Annotated in this window: 12 protein-coding genes; 10 read left to right on the forward strand and 2 right to left on the reverse strand. The window is 69.5% G+C overall.

Annotated elements, in window-relative coordinates; all coding sequences use genetic code 11:
* The first annotated feature begins 130 nt into the window (after positions 1 to 130).
* The 6 genes from PK606_RS09375 (at position 131) to PK606_RS09400 (ending at position 7,614) form a co-directional block, all read left to right on the forward strand.
* The gene (locus tag PK606_RS09375) at positions 131 to 568 is read left to right on the forward strand and encodes a PaaI family thioesterase (protein WP_324563124.1); all 438 of its coding nucleotides are present in this window, start codon (positions 131 to 133) and stop codon (positions 566 to 568) included.
* Positions 569 to 593: 25 nt separating this feature from the next.
* Positions 594 to 1,610 carry an NADP-dependent oxidoreductase gene (locus PK606_RS09380; RefSeq protein ID WP_324563126.1) on the forward strand — a complete coding sequence of 339 codons (1,017 nt, stop codon included), beginning with the start codon at positions 594 to 596 and terminating at the stop codon, positions 1,608 to 1,610.
* 12 nt (positions 1,611 to 1,622) lie between these two features.
* On the forward strand, positions 1,623 to 3,281 hold the full coding sequence (locus PK606_RS09385; protein WP_324563128.1) for an isovaleryl-CoA dehydrogenase: 1,659 nt from the start codon (positions 1,623 to 1,625) through the stop codon (positions 3,279 to 3,281).
* Between the two features lie 18 nt (positions 3,282 to 3,299).
* The gene (locus PK606_RS09390; protein ID WP_324563130.1) at positions 3,300 to 4,211 is read left to right on the forward strand and encodes an SDR family oxidoreductase; all 912 of its coding nucleotides are present in this window, start codon (positions 3,300 to 3,302) and stop codon (positions 4,209 to 4,211) included.
* 71 nt (positions 4,212 to 4,282) lie between these two features.
* A complete protein-coding gene (locus tag PK606_RS09395) occupies positions 4,283 to 5,140 on the forward strand; it encodes a diacylglycerol/lipid kinase family protein (protein WP_324563132.1) in 858 nt (285 codons plus the stop codon).
* A gap of 98 nt (positions 5,141 to 5,238) precedes the next feature.
* Positions 5,239 to 7,614, forward strand: coding sequence for a Tex family protein (locus PK606_RS09400; RefSeq protein ID WP_324563134.1), 2,376 nt, complete (start codon positions 5,239 to 5,241; stop codon positions 7,612 to 7,614).
* Between the two features lie 124 nt (positions 7,615 to 7,738).
* Here PK606_RS09400 and PK606_RS09405 read toward each other — a convergent pair whose 3' ends face one another.
* On the reverse strand, positions 7,739 to 7,942 hold the full coding sequence (locus tag PK606_RS09405; RefSeq protein ID WP_324563138.1) for a hypothetical protein: 204 nt from the start codon (positions 7,940 to 7,942) through the stop codon (positions 7,739 to 7,741).
* 325 nt (positions 7,943 to 8,267) lie between these two features.
* Between PK606_RS09405 and PK606_RS09410 the strand changes: the two genes are divergently transcribed.
* On the forward strand, positions 8,268 to 8,624 hold the full coding sequence (locus PK606_RS09410) for a DsrE/DsrF/TusD sulfur relay family protein (RefSeq protein WP_324563141.1): 357 nt from the start codon (positions 8,268 to 8,270) through the stop codon (positions 8,622 to 8,624).
* Positions 8,625 to 8,777: 153 nt separating this feature from the next.
* Here PK606_RS09410 and gbd read toward each other — a convergent pair whose 3' ends face one another.
* Entirely contained in the window at positions 8,778 to 9,914 is a 1,137-nt protein-coding gene (gbd, locus tag PK606_RS09415; protein ID WP_324563143.1) for a 4-hydroxybutyrate dehydrogenase, read from the reverse strand.
* Between the two features lie 75 nt (positions 9,915 to 9,989).
* On the opposite strand from gbd, the gene PK606_RS09420 reads away from it, so the two are divergent.
* The 3 genes from PK606_RS09420 to PK606_RS09430 all read left to right on the forward strand — a co-directional run bounded on the left by PK606_RS09420 (position 9,990) and on the right by PK606_RS09430 (position 13,127).
* Positions 9,990 to 10,883, forward strand: coding sequence for a 2-keto-4-pentenoate hydratase (locus tag PK606_RS09420; protein ID WP_502920815.1), 894 nt, complete (start codon positions 9,990 to 9,992; stop codon positions 10,881 to 10,883).
* Positions 10,884 to 10,987: 104 nt separating this feature from the next.
* Positions 10,988 to 11,977, forward strand: coding sequence for a DUF3011 domain-containing protein (locus PK606_RS09425; protein ID WP_324563146.1), 990 nt, complete (start codon positions 10,988 to 10,990; stop codon positions 11,975 to 11,977).
* Between the two features lie 175 nt (positions 11,978 to 12,152).
* Positions 12,153 to 13,127 carry an alpha/beta hydrolase gene (locus PK606_RS09430; RefSeq protein WP_324563149.1) on the forward strand — a complete coding sequence of 325 codons (975 nt, stop codon included), beginning with the start codon at positions 12,153 to 12,155 and terminating at the stop codon, positions 13,125 to 13,127.
* Positions 13,128 to 13,365: the final 238 nt, after the last annotated feature.

The raw sequence follows: 13,365 nt of genomic DNA on the forward strand, positions 1-13,365 counted from the left end.
CTCGGGGAGAGGGCAGGGGTGAGGGGGCGGCAGCGCCTGCCGAACCGTTGACCTGCCCGTCGCGCCGCAGCCCGGCCCTCACCCCAACCCTCTCCCGCAAGCGGGAGAGGGAGCAGAAATCGATACTGCCATGAGCCTCGACTTCGGCGCCGTCATCCCCTTCGTCCACCATCTCGGCTTCACGCTGGAGCGTTTCGAGGGCGGTGAATCGACCCTGCATTACACGCCCGGGCCCGAGCACTGCAACTCCTTCGGCGTCACCCACGGCGGCGCGGTGATGACCTATCTGGACGTCATCATGGCCACCGCCGCGCGCAGCGTGCAGCCCGACATTGGCGTGGTCACGATCGAGATGAAGACCAGCTTCATGCGCCCCGCGCCCGCCACGCCCGGAGTGCCGCTGATCGGCCAGGGCAAGCTGCTGCACCGCACGCGCAGCATGGCCTTTGTCGAAGGCCGCATCATCGACGCCCAGGGCCAGCTGTGCGCCCAGGCCACCGGCACCTTCAAGTATGTGGCGCCGGCCGAACGGCCCGACCAGACCAGGGGCCCCTTGCCCACCGATTGACCACCCTTGCACCAGAGGACACCACATGCCCAGCAACCGCCAGATCCTGCTCGACAACCGCCCCGAGGGCGAAGCCAGCGCCAGCAACTTCAAGCTGGTCAGCACCGACACGCCCGCATTGCAGGACGGCCAGGTGCTGGTGCGCCACCATTACCTGAGCCTCGACCCCTACATGCGCGGACGCATGAACGAGAGCAAGAGCTACGCCCAGCCGCAGCCGCTCGGCGAGGTGATGATCGGCGGCACGGTGGGCGAGGTGGTCGAATCGCGCCACCCGAAGTTCGCCGCCGGCGACCCCGTGGTCGGCATGGGCGGCTGGCAGGAGTACAGCGTGGTCGACGGCAACGCCCCGGGCCTGCTGCGCAAGGTGGACACCACGCACGTGCCGCTGTCCTACTACCTGGGCGCCGTCGGCATGCCGGGCGTGACGGCCTGGTACGGCCTGACCCAGATCATCGCGCCGAAAGAGGGCGACACCGTCACGGTGAGCGCCGCCACCGGCGCCGTCGGCAGTGCCTACGCCGCGCTGGCCAGGGCACGCGGCTGCCGCGTGGTCGGCATCGCCGGCGGACCGGAGAAATGCGCCTACGCGGTGGACGAACTCGGCTTCGACGCCTGCATCGACTACCGCCAGCACCCGGACATCAAGAGCATGGCCAGGGCCCTGAAGGACGCCTGCCCGGATGGCATCGACGGCCACTTCGAGAACGTCGGCGGCACCATTCTGGATGCCGTGCTGCTGCGCACCAACGCCTTCGCGCGCGTCGCCGTGTGCGGCATGATCGCCGGCTACGACGGTGCGCCGCTGCCCTTGCAGAACCCGGCCTTGATCCTGATCAACCGCCTGAAGGTGCAGGGCTTTATCGTCAGCGAACACATGGAGCTGTGGCCGCAGGCGCTGCAGGAACTGGGTACGCTGGTGGCGCAAGGCAGACTGAAGCCGCGCGAGAGCATCGCCCAGGGCATCGACAGCGCGCCGGAAGCCTTTCTCGGCCTGCTGAAGGGCCGCAACTTCGGCAAGCAACTGGTCAAGCTGATCTGAACGGAGGCCGTCATGGCAGTCACGCATGAAGTCTTCAACCAGCCGACGCCGCTGGTGGACGTCAACCTGTTCGAAGGCAACCGCGGGCTGCAGGATGCGCTGAAGTTCAACGCGCCCGGCCTCGACACGGCGCCGCTGGTGCACCTGGGTCAGCGGGTCGGCAGTGCCGAGATGCAGCGCCACGCGCGCCTGGCCAACGTGCACACGCCCGAGCTGCGCACGCACGACCGCTTCGGGCACCGCATCGACGAGGTCGAGTTCCACCCCAGCTACCACGCGCTGATGACGACTGCGTGCGAAGCGGGCCTGCACGGCACGCCCTACGCCGAGGACGAACAGGCCAGCGGCCACGCGCAGGTCAAGCGCGCCGCCAGCTTCATGCTGTTCACCGAGGTCGAGCCCTCGGTGCTGTGCCCGATCTCGATGACCTACGCCGTCACGCCGTCGCTGCGCGACAACCCGGCCATCTACCGCGACTGGGCGCCGCAGCTCACCTCGCGCGCCTACGACCCGGCGCTCAGGATTTGGCGCGACAAGCCCGGCGTGACCATGGGCATGGGCATGACCGAGAAGCAGGGCGGATCGGACGTGCGCGCCAACACCTCGCGCGCCGAGCACGACGGGCGCGACGACTGGGGCGAGCGCTACCGGCTCACCGGCCACAAGTGGTTCTTCTCGGCGCCGATGTGCGACGCCTTCCTGATGCTGGCCTACGTCGAGGGCCTGGGCGAGGCGGGCCTGTCCTGCTTCTTCATGCCGCGCGTGCTGCCGGACGGCACGCGCAACGGCCTGCGCATCCAGCGCCTGAAGGACAAGCTGGGCAACAAGGCCAACGCCAGTTCCGAGGTCGAGTTCGACGGCTCGCTGGCCTGGCTGGTGGGCGAGCCCGGGCGCGGCGTGCCGCAGATCCTGGCCATGGGCACCATGACGCGGCTCGACTGCGCCCTCGGCACCAGTGGCCTGATGCGCCAGGCGCTCAGCCAGGCGCTGCACCACACGGCCGGGCGCAAGGCATTCGGCCGGCTGCTGATCGAGCAGCCGCTGATGAAGAACGTGCTGGCCGACCTGGCGCTGGAGAGCGAAGCCGCCACCGCGCTGGCGCTGCGCGTGGCGCGCGCCTTCGACCGCCAGGCCGACGAGCACGAGCGCCTGCTGGCCCGCGTGCTGACGCCGATCGCCAAGTTCTGGATCTGCAAGCGCGGCGCCGCCATGGCGCAGGAAGCCATGGAATGCCTGGGCGGCAACGGCTACGTGGAGGAGGGCGGCGAGGGCGTGCTGGCGCGCATCTACCGCGAGATGCCGGTCAACAGTATCTGGGAAGGCGCCGGCAACATCATGGCGCTGGACCTGCTGCGGGCACTGCGCAAGGGCGACGTCGCCGCCGCGCTGGCGCAGGAGTTGGCACCCGCCAAGGGCCAGCACGCGGCGCTGGACCGGCTGGTCGAGACCCTGCCGGCGCGCATGGATGGCGGCACCGGCGAGATCGACGCCCGCATGCTGACGCGCGACGTGGCGCTGGCGGTGCAGGCCGCGCTGCTGGCGCAGAGCGCGCCGCCGGCCGTGTTCGGCGCTTTCTGCGAGTCGCGCCTGAAGCAGCCGCACGACGTGTTCGGCACGCTCGGTGGCGGTACCGATTTCGACGCCATCATCCGGCGCGCGATGCCGTACTGAACCCATTCAAGGACGAGCATGATCAAGGACTTTGGCGGCAAGACCGCCGTACTGACCGGCGCCGGCTCCGGCTTCGGGCTCGAATGCGCGCGCATCGCGGCCCGACGCGGCATGAACGTGGTGCTGGTCGATATCCAGACCGAAGCGCTGGCGGCGGCCGCGGCCGAGGTCCAGGCCTTGGGCGTGCAAACCCTGGCGCGCCGCGTGGACGTTAGCCGGACCGAGGCCGTTGATCAGCTTGCGCGCGAGGTGGAGCAGACCTTCGGCGCGCCGCACTTTGTCTTCAACAATGCCGGCGTCGGTGCCGGCGGGCTGGTCTGGGAGAACTCGGTCAAGGACTGGGAATGGGTGCTCGGCGTCAACCTGTGGGGCGTCATCAACGGCGTGCGCGCCTTTGTGCCGATGATGCTGGAGGCCGCGCGCGCCGACGCCGCCTACCAAGGTCACATCGTCAACACCGCCAGCATGGCCGGCCTCCTGAGTCCACCCAACATGGGCATCTACAACGTCAGCAAGCACGCGGTGGTGGCGCTGACCGAAACCCTGTACCAGGATCTGCGGCTGGTCACCGACCAGATCTCGGCCAGCGTGCTGTGCCCGTACTTCGTCGCCACCGGCATCCACGCCAGCGAGCGCAACCGGCCGGCCGAGTTGCCTGCGGCTGAGCTCACGGCCAGCCAGCGCATCCAGCAGGCGATGATCGAGAAGGCCACCGGCAGCGGCAAGGTGACGGCGGCCGACGTCGCCGCCAAGGTGTTCGCCGCCATCGAGCAGGATCAGTTCTACGTCTTCAGCCACCCGAAGGCACTGGGCAACGTCAAGTCGCGTACCGACGCCATCGTGAACATGCAGAACCCGCCCGACCCGTTTGCCGAGCGGCCCGAGATCGGCGCCGAACTGCGTGCGGCGCTGCGCCAGCAGGCTGGGTGAGCCGCCTGGCGCACGGAGCCGGGCGATATCGGCCGACAGCGCGAGCGCCCGCCATGCCTTAGATTGCGGGCATGCATACCGGTGCGTCCCTGCTGTTCATCGTCTTCGATGCCGCGTCGCTTGAAGGCGACACGCAGGCGCTGGCTGACCGCCTGGACGAGCGGCTGAATGCAGCAGGCCGGGTGTACGAGCTCTTCGTGGTGCGGCAGACCGACGAACTGGGCGCCGCCACCGGACGCGCGCTGCACGCGGCGCGTGCCGCCGGCGGCGCGGTGGTGGCCGCAGGCACCGATGGCACGCTGCACGCCGTCGCGCAGGCGGTGTGGAACGCCAGCCTGCCGTTGGGCCTGTTGCCGCTGGGCGGTGCCAGCCAGCTGGCTCGGGCGCACGGCATCCCGGGCGAACCCGATGCGGCGCTGGACGTCTTGCTGCATGCACACGTGGAATCGGTGCCGGTTGGCATGCTGGGCGATCGCATCTTCCTGCTCGGGGCGGGCGTCGACATGTACCCGGGGATGTCACATGGGTTGGCCCACGCTGCCCGGCGCGCGCTCACGCTCGAGCTGCACCAGCAGGGTCGGATGCGTCTGCTGCGCGCCCGCGCCTTGTTCGTCGGCTCCGATGTCGCGCTGCTGCGCGGGTTGGGCGTGCAGCAAGTGCCGACGCCGGCACCGGGCCAGTTGCTCGTGACCGCGCAGCAGCCGATGCCGCTGTGGCGCACCGCCTGGCAGGCACTGCGCGGCGCCCGTGGCGGGTCGGAAGAGGCCGAAAGCATCGACAGCCTGGCCTTCGATCGCCTGGTATTGCGATCGGGACGCGGCCAGAAAGCGGTCGATGTCGTGGTCGACGGTGTGCATCGGCAGCTCGCAACGCCACTGCAGTTCGAGTGCGCGCCGAAGCCCATACACCTGCTGCTGCCGACAGTCTGAACCAGCCCCTGACTCACGGACAGCCTGTGGCAAACTCGCAGGCTTTTTTCGACCAGACACCCGCGCCGTATCTTAGCCGTGCGGATGTCCTCAAGCCCATGCAGTCCATCCCATTGCAGCTCGCCTCCGAGCTGAAAGTGCGCGAATCCCAGGTGCAGGCCGCCATCGACCTGCTCGACGGCGGCGCCACCGTGCCCTTCATCGCCCGCTACCGCAAGGAGGCCACCGGTGGCCTGGACGACGTGCAGATGCGCGAGCTGGAAGCACGCCTGGCCTATCTGCGCGAACTGCACCAGCGCCGGGCGGCGATCCTCAAGAGCATCGACGAACAGGGCAAGCTGACGCCCGATCTGCGCGCTGCCATCGAGGCCGCGCCGACCAAGCAGGAGCTGGAAGACCTGTACCTGCCGTACAAGCCGAAGCGCCGCACCAAGGGTCAGATCGCGCGCGAGTTCGGCATCGAGCCGCTGGCCGACCAGCTCTGGGCCGACCCCACGCTGGACCCGCAGGACGCCGCCAAGCCCTTCGTGAAGGCCGAGAAAGGCGAGGGCGGCGAGGATTTCACCAGCGTGCCCGCCGTGCTCGATGGCGTGCGCGACATCATGAGCGAGCGCTGGGCCGAGGACGCCCAGCTGCTGCAGTCGCTGCGCGAATGGCTTTGGGCCGAGGGGCTGCTGAAAGCCAAGCTGGCCGCCGGCAAGAACGAGAACGACCCCGAGGTCGCCAAGTTCCGCGACTACCACGACTACGACGAACCGATCGGCCGCGTGCCCAGCCACCGCGCGCTGGCGGTGTTTCGCGGGCGGGCGCTGGAGATTCTGGACTTCAAGCTGGTGCTGCCCGAGCCGGTTGCTCCCTCCCCCAGCGGGGAAAGGGGCCAGACCGCCCCCAGCCTCGCCGAAGGCCGCATCGCCCGCCACCTGGGCTGGTCGCACCAGGGGCGCGCCGCCGACGACCTGCTGCGCAAGTGCGTGGCCTGGAGCTGGCGCGTGAAGCTGTCCCTGAGCACCGAGCGCGACCTGTTCGCCCGCCTGCGCGACGAGGCCGAGAAGGTGGCGATCAGGGTCTTCGCCGACAACCTGCGCGACCTGCTGCTGGCAGCGCCCGCTGGCGCCAGGGCGGTGATGGGGCTCGACCCCGGCATCCGCACCGGCGTCAAAGTGGCGGTGGTGGACGCCACCGGCAAGCTGCTGGAGACCGCCACCGTGTACCCGCACGAGCCGCGGCGCGACTGGGACGGCAGCCTGCACACGCTGGCCGGCCTGGCTGCCAGGCACGGCGTGCAGCTGATCGCGATCGGCAACGGCACGGCCAGCCGCGAGACCGACCGGCTGGCGGGTGATCTGATCAAGCTGGTGCAGAAGCAGGCGCCAGCGGCGATCGAGAAAGTGGTGATCAGCGAGGCGGGTGCCTCAGTCTACTCGGCGTCAGAATACGCCAGCCAGGAGTTGCCCGACGTCGATGTCAGCCTGCGCGGCGCCGCCAGCATAGCGCGCCGCCTGCAGGATCCGCTAGCTGAACTGGTGAAGATCGACCCCAAGAGCATCGGCGTCGGCCAGTACCAGCACGACGTCAACCAGAGCGAGCTGGCGCGCCAGCTCGACGCCGTGGTCGAGGACTGCGTCAACGGCGTCGGCGTCGACCTGAACACCGCCAGCGCGCCGCTGCTGGCGCGCGTGTCCGGCCTGTCGGGCACGGTGGCCAGGGCGGTGGTGCGCTGGCGTGAGCAGCACGGCGCGTTCAGGAGTCGCCAGCAACTGCTGGAAGTCAGCGGGCTCGGCCCCAAGACCTTCGAGCAGAGCGCGGGCTTCCTGCGCATCCGCGGTGGCGACAACCCGCTGGACATGACCGGCGTGCACCCCGAGACCTACCCGGTGGTGGAGCAGATCATCGTCAAAGCCGGCAAGCCGATCGACCAACTCATGGGCCGTGCCGAACTGCTGAAAGCCCTCGAGCCCGAAGCCTTCGCCACCGAGCAGTTCGGCGCCGTCACGGTGAAGGACATCCTCACCGAGTTGGAAAAGCCCGGCCGCGACCCGCGCCCGGACTTCAAGGTGGCGCGCTTCAACGAGGGCGTGGAAGCCATCACCGACCTCCAGCCCGGCATGGTGCTGGAAGGCACGGTGAGCAATGTCGCCCAGTTCGGCGCTTTCGTCGACCTGGGCGTGCACCAGGACGGGCTGGTGCACGTGAGCCAGTTGGCCAACAAGTTCGTCGCCGACGCGCGCGAGGTGGTCAAGACCGGCCAGATCGTCAAGGTGAAGGTGCTCGAGGTCGACGTGGCACGCAAGCGCATCAGTCTGACGATGAAGCTTGACGCCCAGCCGCCGCGGCGCGATGCACCGCGCGAGAACCGCTTCGAGCACGCCGGCCGCGGCGGCCTCGCTGCAGGACAGCGCCGAGGTGGCCCTGCGCCAACGGCTTCGACCGCGATGGCGTCGGCGTTCGAGAAGCTGAAGACGCGCCGGCCCTGAGCGCGCCGCTTCCGCCATGCACCGCGCAGCCTGCTCGCGCATGGCATGGAACGAGATCACATGGCGCCTGCGTCAGTCGGACGCGCTCGTTTCGACGATCAGCCGGTACCCTGGCTGAACGGTATCAAACCAGCTTGGGCCGTGGGGTAGGGGCGATCCGCTGAGCGGGCAACGGCGGCTGCTGATCGGGCAGCTCGTACTCGGCGACCAGGTCGTCGGGCGGCTCGGGTGCGTTGCGCGCCATGGCGCGCAGCACGGAGGTGGTGTGAGCAGCGCCGGTGACCAGGGCCATCCAGCGCATGGTGAACTGGGCAAAGAGCAGATGCATGGTTGTCTCCTCCATACAGGTGCCAAACGGGTCGGTCGCATTCACATTCGCGCGGCACGCTTGGCGTGGCGCGATCTGTCACTATAGGTCCGAACCTTGGCTGTGGCCAGCATTCCGACCCGGCAAGAGTGTCACTATCGGTGTCCGCATCGGCGAGGTTGGTGTGCCGTCTGGATGATCTGCCGTGCAGGCCTTGCCTGCGGGATGGCCGGCCAGGCTGTGCCCCCGGCGGCGACGATCTGGGCGAACCTCCGGTTGCATCTCCATGACCCGCCGTGCCACCCATTAACATGAGTCCTTTCTTATGTCTTCGGAGGACTCGTCCGTGCAGAAAATCCTGCTCATCATCCATGCACCACCCTACGGCAGCGAGCGCTGCCTGTCGGCCCTGCGTCTGGCCCTGGCCCTGATGGCGCGTGAGGGCGGCAAGCCGCAGCTCGACGTCTACCTGATGTCGGATGCCACGGTGCTCGGGCTGCCGGGCCAGCAGGACGCTTCCGGCAACACCCTGGAGCAGATGGTCGAGCAGCTGATCGCGCAGCGGGTGCCGGTCAAGGTCTGCAAGACCTGCGCCGGCAACCGCGGCCTGCTGTCGCTGAAGCTGATCGATGGCATCGAGGTCGGCACCCTGGCCGAGCTGGCCGAGGCAACCGTGCAGGCCGACAAGGTCATCACGTTCTGAGCTTGGCGCTGCCCTGATCGGATTGGTTGCAGACGCCCCGGCTGGGTCACGCGAGACCGCACGGCACCGACACCCATGCCCGGCGACGTTTGCTTCGTTTGAGTGCTCGCGTGCCGTCTGGGCAGTCGGCGGCTCAGTACCGAGGCGCAGGCGTCACATCGACTCGGCCAGCATCCGGCGGTAGTCGTCCGCCGAGGCGATGCGCGGGTTGGTCTGGTGGCAGTGGTCGCGCTGGGCGTGCTCGATCACGCCGCCCCACATCGCTTCGGTGACGCCCATGGCGGCCAGGCCGGTGGGCAGGCCCAGGCGCGCCGTCATCTCGTGCACCGCGGCGGCGACGTCGGCGTCCGCTGCCAGACCCATGGCTTGCGCCATGCGGGGCAGGCGTTGCTCGTTGCGGATGCTGTCGGCACCGGCGTTGAAGCGGATCACCGCCGGCAGGAACACCGCGTTCAGCGTGCCGTGGTGCAGGCGCGGATCGGCGCCGCCGAGGCTGTGGCTCAGGGAATGCACGCAGCCCAAGCCTTTCTGGAATGCCAGCGCGCCGTGCATGCTGGCCGCCATCATGTTCAGCCGCGCCTCGCGGTTGCTGCCATCGCGGGTGGCGCGCTCGATCCAGGCCCAGCCGCGGCGCAGGCCTTCCAGCGCGATGCCGTCGGCCACCGGATTGAAGGCCGGCGCCATGAAGGTCTCCATGCAGTGCGCGATGGCGTCCATGCCGGTGGCGGCCGTCAGCATGGGCGGCAGGCCCAGCGTCAATGCGGGATCGCAGATGGCGGCGCGCGGCATCAGCGCCCAGTTGTGGAAACCGAGCTTGCGCCCGTCGTCGACGATCACGATGGCGCCGCGCGCCACCTCGCTGCCGGTGCCGGCGGTGGTCGGCACGGCGATCAGCGGCGCGACGGCGTCGGTGATCCTGGTCGATCCGCCCTCGATGGTGGCGTAGGTCTTCAGCGGACCCGGGTGCGTGGCGGCGATGGCCACGCCCTTGGCGCAGTCGATGGCGCTGCCGCCGCCGACCGCGACCAGGCCGTCGCACCGCTCGCGCTGGTAGATCTCGGCGGTGGCGCGCACCGCGGCCTCGGTGGGGTTGGACGGCGTGGCGTCGAACACCGCGTGCGGCGTGGTGCCGAGCGCGTCGATCACCGGCTGCAGCACGCCCGCCGCCCGCACGCCGGCGTCGGTGACGATCAACGGCCGGCTGATGCCGACGCGCTCGCAGTGCGCGGGCAAGCGGGCCAGCGCGCCGTAGTCGAACTCGATCTGGGTCAGGTACTGAATCAGGGCCATGGCGTGTTTCCGGATACGATGAGCAACCTGATTATTCACACAAGACCAAGGAGACCCATCGTGCTGAAGTCCCGCATGTTGCAATGGACCTGCGCCGCCGCGGCGGCGACCTTGCTGGGCGGCTGCGCCAGCGTGTCCGCACCCACTGTGGCCGAGACGCCGGGCTGCCTGGACAACATCACGGTCGACCGCCTGCTGGCCGACTACAACGCGCGGCGTCCGGCCGCCAATCCACCCGAGGCGATGACGATGGCCGACGCCAACTGCACGCGCGCCAAGCTGCAGCAGCGCCTGGCCGGGCAGGCCGGCCGGCTGGTCGGCTACAAGGCAGGCCTCACCAACCCGGCGACGCAAAAGCGCTTCAACACCGACCAGCCGGTGTGGGGCGCGCTCTACACCAGGATGCTGCTGGGCGACGGCGCAGCGGTGGATGCGGCGTTCGGCACCCGTCCGCTGTACGAGGCCGATATGCTGGTACGTGTGAAGAGCGAGGCGATCAACCAGGCCCGCACGCCGGCCGAGGTGCTGGCGCAGGTCGACCAGATCATTCCCTTCATCGAACTGCCGGACCTGATCGTCGAAGCACCGCCCAAGATCAACGGCGCGGTGCTGTCGGCACTCAACGTCGGCGCCCGCCTGGGTGTGCGCGGCGCGCCGATGCCGGTGCCGCAGGACGCCGCCGGCCAGGCGCGCCTGCTGGAGCAGTTGCGCGACATGAACGTGCGCCTGGTCGATGCGCAGGGCACGCAACTGGGTGGCGGCAAGGGTTCCGACGTGCTCGGCCATCCGCTCAACGCGGTGGCGTGGCTGGCGCAGGCGCTGCGGGCGCAGGGCCTGTCGCTGCGCGCGGGTCAGCTGGTCAGCGTGGGATCGTTCTCGGCCCTGCTGCCGCCCAAGGCCGGATTGAAGGTCACCGCGCACTACGACGGCGTGACCGGGCTGCAGCCGGTGTCGGTGAGCTTCCGCTGACACCAGTGGTCCCTGCGCCGCGCGGCAATCGGTGTGGCGGACAACCGCTGCCGGGCCGGCTGCGTTAGGGCAGACAGGCTCCAACCACCAGGGAAATGTCAACCATGCGCCTGTTTCGTTGCCTCGCCGCGCTGGCCTTCGCCGCGCTCGTGCTCTCGCCCGTCGCCTGCGCCCAGTACGGCGACCAGCCGATCGGCCAGCCAATGGACCAGCCCTGGGGCCAGTACGGAGGGCCGCCGCAAGCGCCGTATGGCGGCAGCGGCCACACGGTCAGCTGCGAAAGCCGTGACGGCCGGTTCAGCGAATGCGCGACGCCGTTTCGCAATCCGCCGGTGATCGTCAACACGCTGTCGTCCACGCCCTGCATCGAAGGCCGCAACTGGGGCAGCCGGGCGCCCGGCACGGTCTGGGTGAACGAGGGCTGCCGCGCGCAGTTCGCCGAAGGCTACGGCGCGCAGCCCGGCTGGAACCGCGGCGACGGCCATGGCGTGCTCTGCGAGAGTGTCGACGGCCGCCACAACGAATGCCGCATGCCGTTCCGGGGGCGCGCGACGCTGTTGCGCCAGCACTCGCAGGCCGCGTGCATCGAGGGGCGGACCTGGGGCAGCCGCGGTGACGGCCGGGTGTGGGTGAGCGAAGGCTGCCGCGCCGAGTTCGGCCAGGGGCGGGGCTGGGCCCCACCCGACGACGGTCGCATGGGCGCCGGGTTCCGCTGCGAGAGCGACGATGGTCGCTACCGCGAGTGCCGGGCGCCGACGCGCGGGCGCCACGTGATGCTGCGCCAGCTTTCGCAGGCGCCCTGCATCGAGGGCCGGAGCTGGGGCAGCCGCGACGGCAGCGTGTGGGTGACCGAGGGCTGCCGGGCCGAGTTCGGCACCGGTGGCGGTTGGCAGCCATCTCCGGGTGGCCGCACGGTCACCTGTGAAAGCGTCGACCAGCGTCAGAGCCGATGCCGCTGGGACGCCCGCATGGGTTCGCCCTACCTGGTCGAGCAGCTGTCGAGCGCCGCCTGCCGCGAAGGCCGCGACTGGGGCTACGACGGCCGCAACATCTGGGTTGATCACGGCTGTCGCGCGCGCTTCGGCGGACGCTGAGTGGGGCGAGTGGTGCTGGCGTCGGGAAGGCGCCTGCTGCCTGGCTGCGCCGTGCCGCCAGGCTGGCGGTGCGTGCCGGTTGACACCGGGGCACTGCCTTCCGACGCCCGCTAAGATCGGTTCGTGCTGCCCCGCCGGGGGCAGCACGCGCCGCGCGCCTGCCAGCCGCCCCACCATGAATCACAGCCCCGAGATCCACGCCCGCCTGACCCCCGCCATGCGCCTGCTGGTCGAACGCATGGCGCAGGCCCCGTATCCACCCATGCACACGCTGACGGCGCAGCAGGCCAAGCAGGCTTACGCCAGCTCGATCGGCGTGCTCGACGTGCCCAAGCCCGAGCTGGCGCGCGTCGAGGACATCGAGATCCCCGCCCGCGACGGCCACCCTCTGCCGGCGCGGCTGTACGCGCCCAGCATGGATGCCGGCCTGCCGGTGCTGCTCTACACCCACGGCGGTGGCTTCACCATCGGCAGCATCGAGTCGCACGACACGCTGTGCCGGGTGCTCAGCGCAATGAGCGGCGCTGCCGTGCTGTCGCTGGATTACCGGCTCGCGCCCGAGTGGCGCTTTCCCACCGCCGTGCACGACGCCTGGGACGCGCTGCGCTGGCTGGCCGAGAAGGGCGCTCGCATGCTCGGCCTGGACCGGCGCCGGCTGGCCGTCGGCGGCGACTCGGCCGGCGGCACGCTGGCGGCGGTCAGCGCCATCCACGCACGCGACGAGGGGCTCGACCTCGCGCTGCAGCTGCTGATCTATCCCGGCACCACCGACCACCAGGACACCGATTCGCACGCCACCTTCGCGCACGGACCGGTGCTGGACAAGCAGTTGATCGACTGGTTCTTCCACCACTACATCGACGCCGGCGACCGCAGCGATTGGCGCTTCGCGCCACTCAAGAGCGCCGACGTCGACGGCGTCGCGCCGGCCTGGATCGGCCTGGCCGAATGCGATCCGCTGGTCGACGAGGGCGTGCTTTACGCCGACAAGCTGCGCATGGCCGGGGTGCCGGTCGAACTGGAGATCTACCGCGGCGTGATCCATGGCTTCATCACCATGGGCCGCGCCATTGCCGAGGCGCGGCAGCTGCACCAGGATGCGGCGGCGGCACTGCGCCGGGCGTTCGCTGACGTCGGCGGCCGACGCTGACAGGATTCAGGACTCCCGTGCGCTTGCGGTAGCGCAAGAGAAACCGGCGGAAACAATTGTCGCCATGTCAAGAATGATGTTGGATTACGGCATCAATGAAGTTTCAGCATGTGACGAAATTCGCCAACTCGTCAAATTCTCGCGTCTGCATGTTAAAACCCATGCGTTGTTCATCAAGTAGGGGGGGCGGCCTCAAATCTGAAGTGCAACACCTCACCCGGCGTAAGGTGCTGCGATG

This window comes from Ottowia sp., assembly GCF_035444425.1.
GTDB lineage: Bacteria > Pseudomonadota > Gammaproteobacteria > Burkholderiales > Burkholderiaceae_C > Ottowia.